The organism is Kerstersia sp. (assembly GCF_052103615.1).
Classification (GTDB): Bacteria; Pseudomonadota; Gammaproteobacteria; order Burkholderiales; family Burkholderiaceae_B; genus Kerstersia.
The window spans coordinates 1,578-18,241 of the sequence record NZ_JBQEKA010000036.1 but is presented as its reverse complement, the minus strand read 5'-3'; the positions used below and the strand labels follow the sequence as shown (position 1 = coordinate 18,241).

Sequence of the window (16,664 nt, the reverse complement as noted above, 5' to 3'; positions counted from 1 at the left end):
AACTGGTCGGTCTATTGTGATTGGCTAGCCGGATCAGTTACCGGTTTCGCGTGCCATGCGGCGGCGCTCATGCTCTTGCAGGTAGCGCTTGCGCAAGCGGATGGACTTGGGCGTGACTTCGACCAGTTCATCATCATCAATAAACTCGACAGCATATTCCAGCGTCAACTTGATCGTCGGCACCAGATCAATATGCTCATCCTTACCGGAAGCACGCACGTTGGTGAGCTTCTTTTCGCGCACGGGATTGACCACCAGGTCATTCTCGCGGCTGTGAATCCCGATAATCATGCCTTCATACAGAGGGTCGCCCGGGCTCACGAACATACGGCCGCGATCCTGCAGCTTCCACAAGGCATAGGCCACCGCTTCGCCATCATCCTGGCTGATCAGCACCCCATTGCGGCGTTCGCCAACGCTGCCTTCACGCACCACATCATAACTATCGAAGATGTGGCTCATCAGGCCCGTCCCGCGCGTCAGCGTCAAGAACTCGCTCTGGAAACCAATCAGACCACGCGCCGGAATACGGTATTCCAGGCGGGTACGGCCACGGCCGTCCGGCACCATATTCTGCAGATCCCCCTTGCGGCGGCCCAGCTCTTCCATCACGCTGCCCTGATGACCATCTTCCAGGTCCACCGTCAGCATTTCGAACGGCTCGTGGCGCACGCCGTCGATTTCCTTGAACACCACGCGCGGGCGGGACACCGCCAGCTCGTAGCCTTCGCGGCGCATGTTTTCCAACAGAATGGTCAGGTGCAATTCGCCCCGGCCAGCCACTTCAAACACGGTGTCATCGTCAGTGTCGCGCACGCGCAGCGCCACGTTGGATTTCAGTTCGCGGTCCAGGCGCTCGCGAATCTGGCGGCTGGTCACGAACTTGCCTTCACGGCCGGCCAGCGGCGAGGTGTTGACCATGAAGTTCATCACCAGCGTCGGCTCGTCGATGCGCAGCAGCGGCATCGCTTCCTGATTCAGCGGATCCACCACGGTGCAGCCAATGCCCAGCTCTTCAATACCGTTGATCAGCACGATATCGCCAGCTTCGGCTTCGTCCACCAGGACGCGGTCCAGGCCGCGGAATTTCAGCACCTGGTTAACACGGCCCTTGCCCGTCTCGCCTTCGGGGCCGAAACGGTAAACAATATCCATCCCCGGACGCACGCGGCCGCGGTTGATACGGCCCACGCCGATCTTGCCGACGTAGCTGCTGTAATCCAGCGACACGATCTGCAGTTGCAGCGGGCCGTTGGGATCATCATTACGTTGCGGCACATACTTCAGGATGGCGTCGTACAGCGGGCGCATATCGCCTTCGCGCACGTCTTCGGTCAGGCCGGCGTAACCCGACAGACCCGAGGCGTAAATCACCGGGAAGTCGAGCTGCTCTTCGGTCGCGCCCAGCTTGTCGAACAGATCAAAAGTCGCGTTGATGGCGAAATCCGGGCGAGCGCCGGGGCGGTCAATCTTGTTGACCACCACGATAGGCTTCAAGCCCAGTTCCAGCGCCTTGCGCGTCACGAAACGGGTCTGCGGCATCGGGCCTTCCACAGCATCGACCAGCAGCAGCACGCCATCGACCATGGACAGAACGCGCTCGACCTCACCGCCGAAGTCCGCGTGCCCCGGGGTATCAACGATGTTGATATGCGTCCCTTCGTATTCGACCGCACAGTTCTTGGCCAGAATCGTGATGCCACGTTCCTTTTCGATATCGCCGGAATCCATCACACGCTCATCGAGGTGCTGGTTCTCACGGAACGTGCCCGATTGGCGCAACAGTTGATCGACGAGCGTGGTCTTGCCGTGATCGACGTGAGCGATGATGGCAACATTACGCAATGCGCGGGTCATAGAAAGTCCTTTAGGTTCGAGACGCGGGGTATAGGCCCGCGGGTAATTCTTCCAGGCCGATCAGGGCCTGCTTGGGATCGCTCATGGACTGCAATGCTTCCAGCGCCACGGCACGATCCAGTGTGAAAGGCCCCGCCTGAGTGCGGCGCAATGCCGTCAGGTGAGCGCCGCAGCCCAATGCCCGGCCAATGTCCTGGGCCAGGGTGCGGATATAGGTGCCCTTGCTGCAGGCAACCTCAATGACGGCGCTGCGCCCGTCGAATTCCAGCAGCTCAAGCCTGTGAATGGTGACGGTGCGCGGCGGACGTTCAATTTCAATCCCGGCGCGCGCGTACACATACAAAGGCTTGCCGTCCTTTTTCAGGGCGGAATACATCGGCGGCACTTGCTCCAATGTGCCACGGAATCGTGACAGCACTTCGTCCAGCGCGGCCGCCTCGACACCGCTGAACGTTGCCGGCGCCTGAGTGACGATATTGCCCGTCAAGTCACCGCTATCGGTTTCCTCGCCAAAAGCGAGGGTCGCAACATAGGTCTTATCAGCATCCAGCATTGCGCCTGCAATCTTGGTTGCCTTGCCCAGGCAGCAAATCAGCAGCCCCGTCGCGAACGGATCCAGCGTGCCGGTATGCCCGGCCTTGGCCGCATCCAGCGTGCGCTTGGCGCGCTGCAGGGCGTGATTGCTGGACAAACCCACGGGTTTGTCCAGCAACAGCACTCCATCGAGCAATTGCCCGCGTCGTCTGGCCATCTTGTTTATCCGGAAAAGTGGGAAACGCAAACGACGGCCGGTCAGGCCTTGTCGTCAGGCTCGTCAGGCACGCCGCTATCGGGACCGGAGCGCATCGCGCGGTCGATCAGCTGAGACATTTCCAGGCCGCGGACGATCTGGTCGTCATGCAGGAAATGCAGCGTCGGCACAGTGTGGATGTGCAGCATGCGATACAGCTGCGAGTGCAGCCAGCCAGCCTTCTCATTAAGAAGCACCTGGGTGGCATCGGGTTCAGCGCCCAGCACGGTGAAATACACCTTGGCGTGCGCATAGTCCGGCGTCAATTCGACACCGGACAGCGTGATCAAGCCGGCGCGAGAAACATCGAACTCGCGCTGGATCAGGCCGGCCAGATCCTTCTGGATCTGTTCGGCCAGCCTGAGATTACGGCCTGGAATGGACTTGCTTTTATGTCGGCTCATTCGTTCTTACAGCGTCCGGGCAATTTCCTTGATCTCGAAGACTTCGAGCTGGTCGCCCACTTCAATATCGTTATAACCGCGCAGCGTCAGGCCGCAATCGAAGCCAGACTTGACTTCCTTGACGTCGTCCTTGAAGCGGCGCAGCGAATCCAACTGGCCGGTCCATTGCACCACGTTGCGACGCAGCAGGCGGACCTGCGAGTCGCGGCGCACGATACCTTCCAGCACCATACAACCTGCGATATTCCCCACGCGCGAGACGCTGAAGATTTCGCGGATCTCGACCAGGCCGATGACCTCTTCGCGCTTTTCCGGGGCCAGCATGCCGGACATGGCTGCCTTCACCTCGTCTACCGCATCGTAAATGATGTTGTAGTAGCGCACATCGACATCGTTGCTCTCGGCCAGCTTCTTGGCGCTCTGGTCCGCACGGACATTGAAGCCGATGACCACTGCGCCGGAAGCGATTGCCAGGTTGATATCGCTTTCGCTGATACCGCCCACGCCTGCGTGCACCACCTGGACGCGGACTTCGTCCGTTGCCAGCTTGAGCAGCGACTGGGCCAGCGCTTCCTGCGAGCCCTGCACATCGGTCTTGATGATCAGGGACAGCGTCTGCGTGCCTTCGCGCATGTTGTCGAACATGGACTCCAGCTTCGCTGCCTGCTGACGGGCCAGTTTGACATCACGGAACTTGCCTTGACGGAAGAGCGCGATTTCGCGCGCCTTGCGCTCGTCATTCAGCACCATCAGTTCGTCACCGGCTGCCGGCACTTCGGTCAGGCCCTGGATTTCCACCGGAATGGCGGGGCCGGCCGAGTTGGTCGGCTTGCCGGTATCGTCCAGCATGGCGCGCACCCGGCCATAGCTAGCGCCTGCCAGCACGGCGTCGCCGCGATGCAGCGTGCCGCTCAGCACCAGAATGGTCGCAACCGCGCCGCGGCCCTTGTCCAGGCGGGCTTCGATGACCAGACCCTTGGCCGGGGCTTCCACCGGCGCCTTGAGTTCCAGCATTTCAGCCTGCAGCAACACGTTTTCCAGCAGGTCGTCGATACCCTGGCCAGTCTTGGCAGACACAGGCACGAAGGGAATATCGCCGCCGTATTCTTCCGGCACAACCTCTTCCGCCACCAGTTCCTGCTTGACGCGGTCCGGGTTGGCTTCGGGCTTATCCACCTTATTGATCGCCACAACGATGGGCACGCCCGCCGCCTTGGCGTGGTGAATGGCTTCACGCGTTTGCGGCATCACGCCGTCATCCGCCGCCACCACCAGAATCACGATATCGGTTGCCTTGGCACCACGCGCACGCATGGCCGTAAAGGCTTCGTGGCCCGGGGTATCCAGGAAGGTAACCATGCCGCGAGCCGTATCGACGCTGTAGGCGCCGATGTGCTGGGTAATGCCGCCGGCTTCGCCCGTGGCAACCTTGCTGCGGCGGATGTAATCCAGCAGCGAGGTCTTGCCGTGGTCAACGTGGCCCATGACGGTCACGACCGGCGCGCGCGACAGTTCCACCACTTCGGACTGATCGGTTTCCTGGTCAATCAGGAAGGCTTCCGGATCATCCAGCTTGGCGGCTATAGCCTTGTGGCCCAGTTCTTCGACCACGATCATGGCCGTTTCCTGATCCAGCACCTGGTTGATAGTGACCATCTGGCCGAGCTTCATCAATTGCTTGATGACCTCGGCAGCCTTGACCGCCATCTTGTGCGCGAGATCTGCCACCGTAATGGTTTCGGGGACATGGACTTCACGCGAAATGAATTCTGCCTGCGCCGGTTGCTGCGCAGCGTTGCGGTCACCTTGACCGCGACGGCCGCCCTTGCCACCCTTGCCGCCCTTGCCTGCCTTGCCGCCTGCGCGCCAGCCTTCACGGGCCGCACCAGGTGCAGCCTTGTCAGCCGGTTTTTTGCGCGCGCTGTCATCAGACCAGGACGAAGACAGCTCGGCTGCCTTGACGACCTTCTTGCCGCCGACTTCTTCCTTGGCGCCCTTTTCCTTTTCCTTGCCCTTGCCAGCCGCAGGCTTATGCAGCGTAGTGGCCGGCTTGGTTTCGGGTTCCGGCGCGCGCAGGACCTTGCGCGGGCGGTTCAGCATTTCACGCAACGCGGCGGCTTCTGCCTCGGCGCGGCGGCGTGCTGCTTCACGATCCGAATTGGCGCCATCGTTTTCCGCGCCAGCAGCAGCCGCTGCACGCGGTGCGGCGGCGGGCGCTTCACCACGGCGCAAATTGCGCAGCGGGCTGAGCGCCGGTTTGCGGGCACCTGCCTGTGCGCCAGCCGCAGTGGCGGCGGGACGGCCAGCCGCAGCGGGTTGCGCTGCAGCCGGTTTCTTGTTCTCTGGACGAGCCTGGGCCGCGGCAACGCGACCGGCTTCTTGATCCTGCCTGGACGACGAGGAGTCGCCACGATCTGCGACGGACGGCGCAACAATCTTATTCAAAGGAGCTTCCGGTTCCTGTTTCTCTTCTGGCACTACCGCTGCGGGCTTGGCAGCGGCACTTTCAACCACCGGCTCGGCGGATTTTGCCGGGGCCTCGGGTTGCTTGACGGCTTCGGCTGCCTCAGGTGCAGCCGGTGCGGTTTCTTCGACGGCGGGCGCAGCCGGAGCCTGGACTTCAGGCTCGGCCTTGGGCGCAGGCGCAGCCGCCGGTTCGGTGGCAGGTGCGGCCTGTACCAGCGCCGGTGCCTGCACAGGCGCTGCAACCGGCACCGCCGCTTCGGGCGGCATGACGGCTTGAGCCTCGGCAGGCGCTGCAGCCTCGGTGGAGGGAGCCGCGACATCCAGCGTGTCACGCTTCACGAACACTCGCTTCTTGCGGACTTCGACGGAAATCGTGCGCGAGCGTCCGCTGGCATCCGCCTGGCGGATTTCGGACGTTTGCCTGCGGGTCAGCGTAATTTTCCGCCCACCATCCGCAGATCCATCCTTGCGGCGCAGCCAATCCGACCGCTTCGCCTTATCGCTATCAGTGACGGCATCGTCTACCGACTTGAGGTCAACACCTGCTCCCCTGAACTGCTCCAGCAGCACAGTTGCAGATATTTTCAGCTCACTAGCGAACTGGGCGACGGTATTACTCGACATTCGGCTCTCTCTCAACCTGATGACTTCTGATTCTATCTATGGTTCATAACAGCGGACACGCGTCACTCAGCGGACGTTTCGCCCTCGTCATCGAACCAATGGGCCCGGGCGCGCATAATCAGCTCACTGGCAGCATCGGCATCAATGCCGGCCAGTTCAGCCAATTCGTCTGTCGCCAATTCCGCGAGGTCATCGCGGTCCTTGACGCCATGCGTTTCCAGGACGGCCAGCAACTCCGGCGTCACGCCTTCCAGCGTATCGAGCGACAGATCCGGCTCCAGGCTGGCATTGCGTTCGGCCTCTTCTTGCAGCGCATTGCGGGCGCGAGCACGCAATTCGTTGACGGTGTCTTCGTCAAAGGCTTCGATTTCCAGCAGCTCGTGGATGGGCACATACGCCACTTCCTCGAGGCCAGTGAAACCTTCGTCGATCAGGATATTGGCGATTTCCTCGTCCACATCCAGCTTGCCCATGAAAATGGCACGCCATGCTTCCCGCTCGCTTTCGGCGCGATCCTGGCTTTCCTGCGGCGTCATGATATTGATCTGCCAGCCGGTCAGCTCGGACGCCAGGCGCACGTTCTGGCCTTTGGCGCCAATCGCCTTGGGCAGGTTTTCTTCGTCCACCACCACATCCATCGCATGGCGGTCTTCATCGACCACAATGGATTCGACGTTGGCCGGCGCCAGCGCGCCGATGACGAATTGCGCAGGGTCTTCCGACCACAGCACGATATCCACCTGTTCGCCGCCCAGTTCGTTACGCACGGCCGTCACACGCGAACCGCGCATGCCCACGCAAGTGCCGATAGGGTCGATACGCTTGTCATAAGCCACGACAGCGATCTTGGCACGCATGCCGGCGTCACGCGCCGCAGCCTTGATTTCCAGCAGGCCTTGTTCAATCTCGGGAACTTCGTTTTCGAACAGCTGCTTGATGAATTCGGGCGACGTCCGCGACAGGATGACCTGTTGGCCGCGCGCAGCGTGGTCAACCATCTTCACGTAGGCACGCACCCGGTCGCCAATGCGCAGGTTTTCCTTGGGGATCATTTCGGAGCGCGGCAGACGCGCTTCGATACGGCCCAGGTCGATGATGCTATCGCCCTTGTCCATGCGCTTGACGGCACCCGACACGATGTTTTCGCCGCGCTCAAGAAAATCATTGAGCACCTGCTCACGCTCAGCGTCACGAATTTTCTGCAAAATAGCCTGTTTCGCCGCTTGCGCGCCGATACGACCGAATTCCACTGGCTCCAGCGGCTCTTCGATGTATTCGCCGACCTCGATGCCGGGCACGGCTTCTTCCGCGTCCGACAGCAATTCTTCGCGATCCGGCGCCTGCAGGCCGGCCTCATCAGGCACGACCAGCCAGCGGCGGAAGCCCTCGTGTTCACCCGTCATGCGGTCAATGGAGACGCGAATGTCCGCATCATCCTTGAAGCGCTTCTTCATGGCTGAAGCCAAGGCGCCTTCGACAGCCTCGAAGACCACTTCACGGGCCACGTTCTTTTCACGCGCCAGCGCATCGACCAACAAAAGAATTTCGCGACTCATCGCTTTTTGCCCTTGAAATTCAGAAGCGGATCCAGCTTGGCGCGCTCGATATCGTCGAACACGAACTTCAAGACCTGAACCTCGCCCTTCTTTGCCTCAAATTCCAGCTCAAACCCGGCGGCGTCCCCGCCCTCGGCTTCGGCCACCCGCAACACGCCGGAAAACACCTTGCGGCTCTCCAGCGGTTCGCGCAGTTTGATCTCTACCCGCTCACCAGCGAAACGGACAAAATCCGCCTCACGGCGCAACGGCCGATCCACGCCAGGCGAACTGACTTCCAGCCGCTGATAGTCGATATTTTCAACTTCGAAGACACGCGAAAGCTGCCTGGAAACCTGTTCGCAGTCTTCCAGGGTCACACCGCTTTCGCGGTCAATAGTTACTCGCAGCAACCCCTGGGCGGCCCGTTCGACGTCAACCAATTCGACGCCCATGCCCGCCAGGGCAGCTTCCGTTATTGCGTATAAATCTGCCATATTCAAAAAAAATGGGCTGTGATCGCCCAGCCCATATGTTGCGCCTGAACCAGACGCCATCATTGCCGTTGAGAGCATGCCAGGAATACCTGGAGCCGGCAGCGGCGCGCCAGCCTGAAGGCCGGATGCGCGCCGAAAATCCGGCGCTGCTCCTGCGCATGGCACTTGCAGACTGCCGCACTGACAAACCTCTCAGTTCATCGCGCAGACAAAATCCGACAAGACCATGAAAACAGTGGATTTTAGCAGAAATCGTCATAGAACGCCTAAAGTACGCGTTCGATGTACCAAAACCACAAATACCCGCCACCCCGCGCCGCGTGAACGGCGCAGGATATCCACTCAGCGCTCAGCGTCCCTCACGCCCGGACAAAACCCCCAGACGCGACTCATGTGCGGCCGCGCCCTTGGGCTGCCAGTCATCCCCCTTATCGCGCGCTCGCCCTTGCGGCTTGCGGTTCTGCGATTGCGGCTTGGCTGTCTTTTGCTGACGCGGCGCGGCCCCAGCTGCCGGCTTATTGCCGGACCTAGCGTTTTGGCCAGCATTTTGCCCGGCGTTTTGTCCGCCGCCCTGAGCGCTCCGGCGGCGGGGCTGTTGCCCTTGCCCGGCGGCATCGCCTTCGCGCTCGGCACGCGGCGCGCGCCCCTGAGCCTGCCCTTGCGCAGCCTTGCCGCCACGCGTGCCCGGCTTGCCCGCCCGGCTGCCCGGGCCGCCCTTGGGCTTGGCATGCCCCTGGCCCTGCGACTGCGACTGGCCTGCCAACGGGTGCCCGTTGGCATAACCGCCGGAAATCATCAGGCCGGACGTGAACGGATCCAGTGTCGCCCCATCCTTGCGGCCGCCTTGCAACTTACCGCGCTTGCCGATGCGAGCGCCGCTCATCCCATTGCGGTCCATCGTGCCAAAGCCCGGCGGCAAGGCGCTGTCATGCGACAGCGGCTGGGCGGGACGGCGCCCCTTGCCCGTGCTTTCCTCATCGCGCAACAGGCCCATGCTGACCAGCAAGGCAGTCACAACCTGAGCATCCAGCTCCTCCCAGCGGCCGCGCTTCAGATTGCGCGGCAGCACCACATCGCCGAATCGCGTGCGGATCAGCCGGCTGACGGTCACGCCAGCCTGCTCAAACATGCGCCGCACCTCACGATTCCGGCCTTCATTCAAGGTCACCCGATACCAGCGGTTACTCCCCTCACCACCCAGGAATTCCAGGCTATTGAAGGCAGCGCGCCCGTCTTCCAGCTCCACGCCATCCAGCAGCGCCTGACGCTGCTCATCACCCAGCTCACCCAGCACCCGCACCGCATACTCGCGCTCGGCGCCATAGCGGGGGTGCATCAGCCGGTTGGCCATATCGCCCGACGTCGTCAGGATCAGCAGGCCCTCGGTGTTCAAATCCAGCCGGCCGACCGACAGCCATTTGCCAACCTTCATCTTGGGCAAACGGGCAAAGACATTGGCGCGGCCCGCCGGATCATCATGGCTGACGATCTCGCCCGCGGGCTTATGGTACAGAATGACGCGCGGCGGCTTCTTGGCGTTCGGACGGGTAATCGGCTTGCCATTGACCCGGACCAGATCATCGGGCTTCACCCGCTGACCAATATGGGCAGGTTCGCCATTGACCGACACGCGGCCCGCCACGATCAACTCTTCCATGTCGCGGCGCGAACCGATACCGGCATCAGCCAGAACCTTGTGCAGCTTGGGCATGACCGCATCGCTGGACATGAATTTGCCCAGCCGCTGCACGGTTTGCTCGGTACTTTCCAGATACGCCAGCGCTTCCTGGGCTTCCTTTTCGGTACCCGCTACAACGCCATGGCCGTCTGCACCCGCCCGGGATGCAGCCCCTTTGGCTGCCGCGCCCTTAGTTGCAGTCCCCTTAGGCGCTGCCCCCTGAGTCGCTGCCGCTTTATTCGTTGCCCCCCTGGGAGCTCCCGTCTTGCCGGCGCTGCGCGCACGCGGCTGACGCCGGGCTGCCGGTGCAGCGCCTTCCTGCGGCGCTGCTGCCGCGCCGTCCTGGGACAAGGCACCGCCTTCGCTGCCGGACGCCTCTGCTGCGTCGCCCGCCTGCGTCACCGCTCCCTTCTCAGTACGGCGACGACGGAACGGCGTACGCAATTTTCGCCCCCGGGTGCGCGCCGCGCCATCCTGCGCTTCGCCTGCCCCGGTTTCAGCGGTTACGCTGTCCTGCTGCAAGTCATTGTCCATATCGACCCAAACTCCATCTTTCAATTATCTTGTTTATTGTCTGCCTTGGCGGCCTGCCCTGCGGTTGCAGCAGCATCCTCCCCGGCCGCATCCGTCGCAACGGATGCCTCATGCATTTCAATGTCAGGCGGCGTCAGCGCATCATTGCCAGGAGCACCCGGCACTGGCTGATCCGCCGCCCCGCCGTCCGCACCCTCTTGCTGAGCCGCAGTCCCGGCCACCATGGCGGCCTGCGCGATTTCCGGCAATTGCTGCCCGGCCACCGCCTGGGCTGCCTGGGTGCTTTCCAGCAAACCCTGCCCTACCGCCGCCAGATCGGCATCATCCAGCGCGCGCAAATCAGGCAATTCATCCAGCGCCCGCAGACCCAGGTCATCCAGAAACTGGCGTGTCGTGGCGAGCAAAGCCGGGCGGCCCGGCGCTTCCCGGTGCCCGACGACCTCGATCCAGCCGCGGTCTTCCAGCACCCGTATGATTTGCGTGGATACCGTCACGCCACGAATATCTTCAATATCACCGCGCGTCACGGGCTGGCGCCACGCAATAATGGCCAGCGTTTCCATCACGGCCCGCGAATAACGCGGCGAGCGCTCGGGGCTCAGGCGTTCCAGAAAAGGCTGCATCGAAGGTGTGGACTGAAAACGCCAGCCCGAAGCCAACTCTGTCAACACCAGGCCGCGCCCGTCCCAGCGGCTCTGCAGGCCTTCCAGCCACGCCCGCACCTGAGCATTTTCAACCAACGGCGCACCGAACAGCTTGCGCAAATCGGCAAGCGGCATAGGCGCCTCCGCGCATAACAGCGCGGCTTCGAGCACTACTACAGCCTCGTCGTCGTTCATGAAATCCCAATGCGTAAGGCAACGCATGCACCGCTACAGCCTCCCCGCCAGACGGGGAAGAACGGCACAAACCTGGACGCAAAACTTTATATCGGCAGGAGCAGACCACTTCCGCGCCGCCATGACGGACGCCGGGGGTAGTTGCTATTTTTTCATTACCGGGATCCGGGCCCACCAGGAACCCTGCTGGATCTGAGCAGGGGCGGCACCCGGAAAACAGCAGGAGGATGCATGGATACGTTGCCAGCCGCCCCTTTGGAGCGCAACCGCCAGCATACGGCGCATACAGAAACCCTGCTTTCTATGGGCGAATTATAACGGCAATGCCTCATGCTGTGTGTATTCCCGCTAATACACCTGTATCAGCTGTTGTAGATGCCTTCCTGTCTGCGCGCGGCACGCATTCAGTCGATTCAGCAATAAGCTAACACCCTTCCGCAAGACGGGCTGGCGCATACAATATGGCGGCATTCATTTACCACTGACCGAGACAGGATGTCCTCATGAGCACGCCCCTTTCGCAAGACGCTCTCGCCCAGCTGTTCACCGATGCGCACAGCATCCATCAATTCACCGACCAGGCCGTCACCGACGAAACCTTGCGCCAGCTCTATGATTTGCTGAAGTGGGGGCCGACCGCCTTCAACGCGCAACCTGGCCGCTATGTCTTTGTGCGCAGCCAGGAGGCCAAACAACGCCTGGCGCCCGCCCTGGCTGTCGGCAATCTGGAGAAGACCCTGGCCGCGCCCGTCACGGCCATCATCGCCCAGGATTCGGAGTTTCATGAACAGTTGCCCACGCAATTCCCCGGCTACGATGCCCGCGGATTGTTTGTCAGCAACCCCGGCCTGATCAATCCAACGGCGTTCCGCAATAGCTCGCTGCAAGGCGCCTATCTGATTATCGCGGCGCGCGCGCTGGGCCTGGACGCTGGTGCCATGAGCGGCTTTGACGCCGCCAAGCTGGACGCGGAATTCTTTCCGGACGGCAAGTGGAAGAGCAACTTCCTCATCAACCTGGGCTATGCCGCGCCTGGCGCCGGCTTCCCCCGCGGCCCCCGCCTGCCCTTCGAGGACGCCGCCCGCATCCTCTAAGCTCCCGCTGTCCCGCACCGCACGGTGCGGGGCATGCTGCGGCGAATCTGCCCGGCAGGCTCGCCGCAGCATGCCTCAGCCGCACACCGCTGCGGTATTTCGCTGCGGTATTCCGCTGCTTCACTCCGCTGCTTCACTCCGCTGCTTCACTCCGCTGTTTCACTCTGCTGCTGCGCTCCGCTGTTGTATTTCACGCCAGCCAATCAGTCCGCCGGTCCGCCCATTGGTTTACCGGCCTGCCCCCAACGCACCCCAAGCGCTATTCCCGCAGCCAGTACCCCCCCATGCCTGCGGCCGCTCCAGCAAGCCCCCGCCTGCCGCGCCTCTTCCTGCATCTGGCATATCAGCCGTCTGGCTATGCCTGCCATTCCCGCCCCCCCCCCCATTCCCGCTCCCCCATTCCTGCTTCCCCATTCCTGCTTCCCCCATTTCCGCTTCCCATTCCTGCCCGCACTCGCAAGCCGCCATCAATCTATGTAAGATTTAGCAATAAGCCCCGATCCCGCTCACCCCTTGCCCCCATCCCATGCCAGCGACACCTTCCGCGACCAGCCAACGCAACATCACTATCCTGACTGGCGCCCAGGCGCTAGGCGCCGCCAGCCCGGCCATCATCATCTCGCTGGGCGGCCTGGTCGGGCAAAACCTGTCCACCGACCCCGCGCTGGCCACCCTGCCCGTCAGCACCTTTCAGGCTGGGCTCGCCCTGGGCACCCTGCCCGCCGCCTACCTGATGCACCGCCTCGGGCGGCGCAACGCCTATCTGATGGGCGCGGGCATGGGCATCATCAGCGGGCTGGTCGCCGCCTACGCCATTCTTTCGGGCTGGTTCCTGCTGTTCTGCCTGGGCACTGTCATTGCCGGGTTTTACAGTTCCTACGTGCAAAGCTATCGCTTCGCCGCTACTGACGGCCTGGATAGCTCGCTGCGGGCAAAGGCCATTTCGTGGATCATGGTGGGCGGCCTGGCCGCCGCTATCATCGGGCCGCAAATCGTCATTCTGACGCGTGACATCTGGCCGGAAACCCCTTTCGCCGCGAGCTTCATCGGCCAATCCGTTCTTGCCTTGCTGGCGCTGCCGCTGCTAGCACTGCTGCGCCAGCCCGCAGCCAGCGCCCAGCCCCAGCACGAACAAGACGCCACGGCCCGGCCGCTGAAAGATATTGCGCGTTCTCTTTCATTCATTACGGCGATCGCCACCGGCGTCGCTTCCTATGGCCTGATGAGCTTCCTGATGACAGCAGCCCCCATGGCCATGGTCGGCCACGATCACTCCTTGCGTGACGCATCACTGGGAATTCAATGGCACATCCTGGCCATGTTCGGGCCCAGTTTCTTCACCGGCAAATTGATTCAACGCTTCGGCAGCACCAGCATCGCTGCGCTTGGCCTGATTCTGATCGCCGCTTCTGCGGCAGCGGCACTCAATGGCTTGAGCGTTTCGCATTTCTGGCTGGCCTTGATTCTGCTCGGCGTCGGCTGGAACTTCAGCTTCATTGGCGCCACCGACATGATTACCGCTACCCACAATCACGCTGAACGCGCCAAGGTACAGGCCGCCAATGATTTCATCATGTTCGGCGTGGTCGCCATCGCCTCCTTTTCCTCAGGCCAGCTACTCAGCACCTCAGGCTGGGATAGCCTGAACCTGCTGGTCTTTCCGCTGGTGGGCGCAGTTCTGGTTTTGATGCTGGCCAATCACCTGAACAGCCGCCGCTAAATACCGGCGCATCCGGGCAGGCGCCCCGCCTTCCCCCGGCCAGCTTCGGCCCCGCCAAACAAAACGGCATGACCAAAGGTCATGCCGTTTCTGACTGCAGCCGCTGAGCGCCGAACTCCCGCAAGAGCCAGCCCCCGGCCATCATTCAAATCAAATCAGCGAACCCGCGTGCTGCAGCACCTGGTCGCAAGCCTTGCGCGTCAACTCTTCTTTAAAGCCGCCGCCGCTCAAATCGACGCTGCCATCGCTGCCCAGCACCTTGCCTTGCAGACCGCTCATGAAACCCGGATTGCTTTCCGCCTTCTTTTCTCCGCCCAGGGAGCCCAGCAGCTTGTCCTTGACGTTCTCCACCGCGTTGCCGGACAGATAGTTATTCTTGATGCAGAACTGCAGCAGACCCGCGACATTATCCGTACCGGCGCCCGCGAGCGACGGCAGCGCCAGCCCCGAGGCTCCGCCAGCCAGATTGCCGACCGACCCCAGATTTCCCAGGCCCGACAAGCCCGTGCCGCTGGAAGGAGCGGCCGGTGCCGACTGCGCAGAGCCGGACGAAGAGCTGCCCAGGGCGCCCTTCACACTATCGAGCAATTGCGCCTGCGCGCCGCCAGCGGCGAACAATAGGGTAACGGCCAAGCCTGCAGCCAGACGGAATGACTTGATCATGCGGAATTCTCCTTGAATGCGATGGCAGTATGGCCGGCAGAACCGCCAGCCACATCCGCTGCGTGCCAGGACGCGTAGCAGCGTCCCTATCGTAGCCCATGCCCAAGCCGGGCCCGCCCCAGGGGCATTCAAAAAGTGTGAACAACTCTTACGCGGACATGCGCGCTTTGCATGCCCGCACCACGCCATACACGCAAGGCCGCACGATCAACCTGGGGCCAGCATGGTGCGCGTGGCCCGCTGATCGGACAACCATTCACCCGCCTGCCTGGCGCGCTCTTCATGCGCGGATTCACGCAGCGTTTCAGAAAGCGCCTCGACATACCAGATCCGCATGGAAGCCAAGGCTCGCAAACGCGCCGCGTATTCATCCGCACGCGCGGAACGCAAGCTCAATCCATAGGTCTGCAAGCTAAACGCCAGAGGCGCATAACATGCATCGACGGCGCCAAAACGTGGCCCCGCCAGAAATGGGCCGCCAAACCGGTCCAGGCCTTCGCACCACAATTCCGTAATACGCGCCAGATCCTGCTCCAGCTCTTCATTGGCCTGCCCAAGGCGCACTTTGATGCCGCAATTGAACGGGCATGCCTCTTTCATGGCCACGAACTCCGCATGCATTTCCGCCGCCGCGCAGCGCGCCCATGTGCGCGCCTCCAGCGAATGCGGCCACACATCAGGATGGCGCTCGGCCAGAAACTCGATGATCCCCATCGAATCCCACACCACCAGGTCGTCATCTACCAGACAAGGCACTTTCCCTGTCGGCGAAAACACCCGGAACGCATCATAGCTATGCACCCCGGAGAACGGCGCCTGACGCTCCTCAAACGGGATGCGCAGCTCGCGCATCAGTAGCCAGGGCCGCAAGGACCAGGACGAATAATTTTTGTTGGCAATATATAGCTGGTACATAGTCGCCCACGTTTCGCTGCATTGCAGCATAAAGGGCTTCCATTATGTCACTGGTAGGATTTTTCTACTGTTGGGGCGAACGCGACTTGCCTTTCATTAAAAAAGCATGCTATTATTTCTTTCTCAATTCCCCGATAGCTCAGTCGGTAGAGCGACGGACTGTTAATCCGCAGGTCCCTGGTTCGAGCCCAGGTCGGGGAGCCAAATTTGAAAAGCCCTTTGCAGCCACTGCAAAGGGCTTTTTCTTTGCCTGACTGGCGGCGCGCAAGTGGAACATGGGCACGCTGAGTCCTATCGCTTCCAGCCGCTACTCACCGCTTCCGTCGGTACCTTCAGCCGTTGCACCTTCAGCCGTTGCACCTTCAGCCGTTGCACCTTCAGCCGTTGCACCACTAGCCACTACTGCTCCTAGCCTTTGATGCCCCTAGTCATAGGCACCCCTTTGGCGCACTTAGTCATTGCTGCTTTTAGCCGTTCGCATTCCTAACTGCTAGCACCCCTGAAGCTTGTCAGCCCAGGCCCTCCGCCCTAGCAGTGGTGCCGCTCCCGAATCCGACCGTCACAAGCGCCGCCATCCACCATCCGCACATCCACCATCCACCATCCACCATCCGCACATCCGCACATCCGCACATCCGCACATCCGCACATCCGCACATCCGCAGCCTAAGGCTAGAGCACTTTTATTTCATCCCTAAAAGCGCAGAAGCCTGCTTGCAGCCTCTGCACTCAAATCCTCCCGGCACTACCTACCGCCAAGCGCGGCCCCAACATTCATCAAACCGCCACCTGATTGAATAGCCTCTGCGCACAAAACCCACCCCTTACTTGCAAAAAAAAGCTGCTGCACCATATCGCTTCAAATCTGCCACGTCCTGCCGGCACATAGCCAGCGCGGCCCACGCACCAGGCAGCCGTCAGCGTGCAAACGATAAATGACACGGCAACGCACCCAGCTTTTATCTCAAGCCAGCAGACAACCGGGCGCCAGATGCCAGATGCCAGATGCCAGATGCCAGATGCCAGATGCCAGATGCCAGATGCCAGA

Annotated in this window: 11 protein-coding genes, 1 tRNA gene and 1 pseudogene; 3 read left to right on the top strand and 10 right to left on the bottom strand. The window is 61.8% G+C overall.

The features are described from left to right. Nucleotides 1–33: 33 nt before the first annotated feature. The 8 genes and pseudogenes from typA to scpB all read right to left on the bottom strand — a co-directional run. Nucleotides 34–1,857, bottom strand: coding sequence for a translational GTPase TypA (gene typA / locus ACTJGZ_RS09455; protein WP_441662678.1), 1,824 nt, complete (start codon nucleotides 1,855–1,857; stop codon nucleotides 34–36). A gap of 10 nt (nucleotides 1,858–1,867) precedes the next feature. Next, complete coding sequence (gene truB / locus ACTJGZ_RS09450) at nucleotides 1,868–2,608, bottom strand: tRNA pseudouridine(55) synthase TruB (RefSeq protein WP_441662677.1); 741 nt, start codon at nucleotides 2,606–2,608, stop codon at nucleotides 1,868–1,870. Nucleotides 2,609–2,649: 41 nt separating this feature from the next. Continuing rightward, nucleotides 2,650–3,051, bottom strand: a complete 402-nt coding sequence (rbfA, locus tag ACTJGZ_RS09445; RefSeq protein ID WP_127773489.1) for a 30S ribosome-binding factor RbfA — start codon at nucleotides 3,049–3,051, stop codon at nucleotides 2,650–2,652. A gap of 6 nt (nucleotides 3,052–3,057) precedes the next feature. After that, the gene (gene infB, locus ACTJGZ_RS09440; protein WP_441662676.1) at nucleotides 3,058–6,141 is read right to left on the bottom strand and encodes a translation initiation factor IF-2; all 3,084 of its coding nucleotides are present in this window, start codon (nucleotides 6,139–6,141) and stop codon (nucleotides 3,058–3,060) included. Between the two features lie 62 nt (nucleotides 6,142–6,203). After that, complete coding sequence (gene nusA / locus ACTJGZ_RS09435) at nucleotides 6,204–7,697, bottom strand: transcription termination factor NusA (protein WP_441662675.1); 1,494 nt, start codon at nucleotides 7,695–7,697, stop codon at nucleotides 6,204–6,206. Continuing rightward, nucleotides 7,694–8,173 carry a ribosome maturation factor RimP gene (gene rimP / locus ACTJGZ_RS09430; protein ID WP_441662674.1) on the bottom strand — a complete coding sequence of 160 codons (480 nt, stop codon included), beginning with the start codon at nucleotides 8,171–8,173 and terminating at the stop codon, nucleotides 7,694–7,696. Before rimP ends, nusA begins: the two co-directional genes overlap by 4 nt. Before the next feature lie 349 nt (nucleotides 8,174–8,522). Beyond that, nucleotides 8,523–10,385, bottom strand: a complete 1,863-nt coding sequence (locus ACTJGZ_RS09425; protein WP_441662673.1) for a pseudouridine synthase — start codon at nucleotides 10,383–10,385, stop codon at nucleotides 8,523–8,525. 35 nt (nucleotides 10,386–10,420) lie between these two features. Then, nucleotides 10,421–11,224: pseudogene (scpB, locus tag ACTJGZ_RS09420) on the bottom strand (SMC-Scp complex subunit ScpB); the annotation flags it as partial. 503 nt (nucleotides 11,225–11,727) lie between these two features. Here scpB and ACTJGZ_RS09415 point away from each other — a divergent pair. Continuing rightward, nucleotides 11,728–12,318, top strand: a complete 591-nt coding sequence (locus ACTJGZ_RS09415; protein WP_441662672.1) for a malonic semialdehyde reductase — start codon at nucleotides 11,728–11,730, stop codon at nucleotides 12,316–12,318. A gap of 526 nt (nucleotides 12,319–12,844) precedes the next feature. Next, nucleotides 12,845–14,038: an MFS transporter gene (locus ACTJGZ_RS09410; RefSeq protein WP_441662671.1), complete on the top strand. Its 1,194-nt coding sequence runs from the start codon at nucleotides 12,845–12,847 to the stop codon at nucleotides 14,036–14,038. A gap of 150 nt (nucleotides 14,039–14,188) precedes the next feature. Here ACTJGZ_RS09410 and ACTJGZ_RS09405 read toward each other — a convergent pair whose 3' ends face one another. Together ACTJGZ_RS09405 and ACTJGZ_RS09400 are read right to left on the bottom strand one after the other, a co-directional pair. Continuing rightward, on the bottom strand, nucleotides 14,189–14,701 hold the full coding sequence (locus ACTJGZ_RS09405) for a DUF2501 domain-containing protein (RefSeq protein WP_441662670.1): 513 nt from the start codon (nucleotides 14,699–14,701) through the stop codon (nucleotides 14,189–14,191). Between the two features lie 207 nt (nucleotides 14,702–14,908). Continuing rightward, nucleotides 14,909–15,616, bottom strand: coding sequence for a glutathione S-transferase N-terminal domain-containing protein (locus ACTJGZ_RS09400; RefSeq protein ID WP_441662669.1), 708 nt, complete (start codon nucleotides 15,614–15,616; stop codon nucleotides 14,909–14,911). A 128-nt stretch (nucleotides 15,617–15,744) separates the two neighbouring features. Between ACTJGZ_RS09400 and ACTJGZ_RS09395 the strand changes: the two genes are divergently transcribed. Further along, nucleotides 15,745–15,820 (top strand) — tRNA-Asn (locus ACTJGZ_RS09395). Nucleotides 15,821–16,664 lie beyond the last annotated feature (844 nt).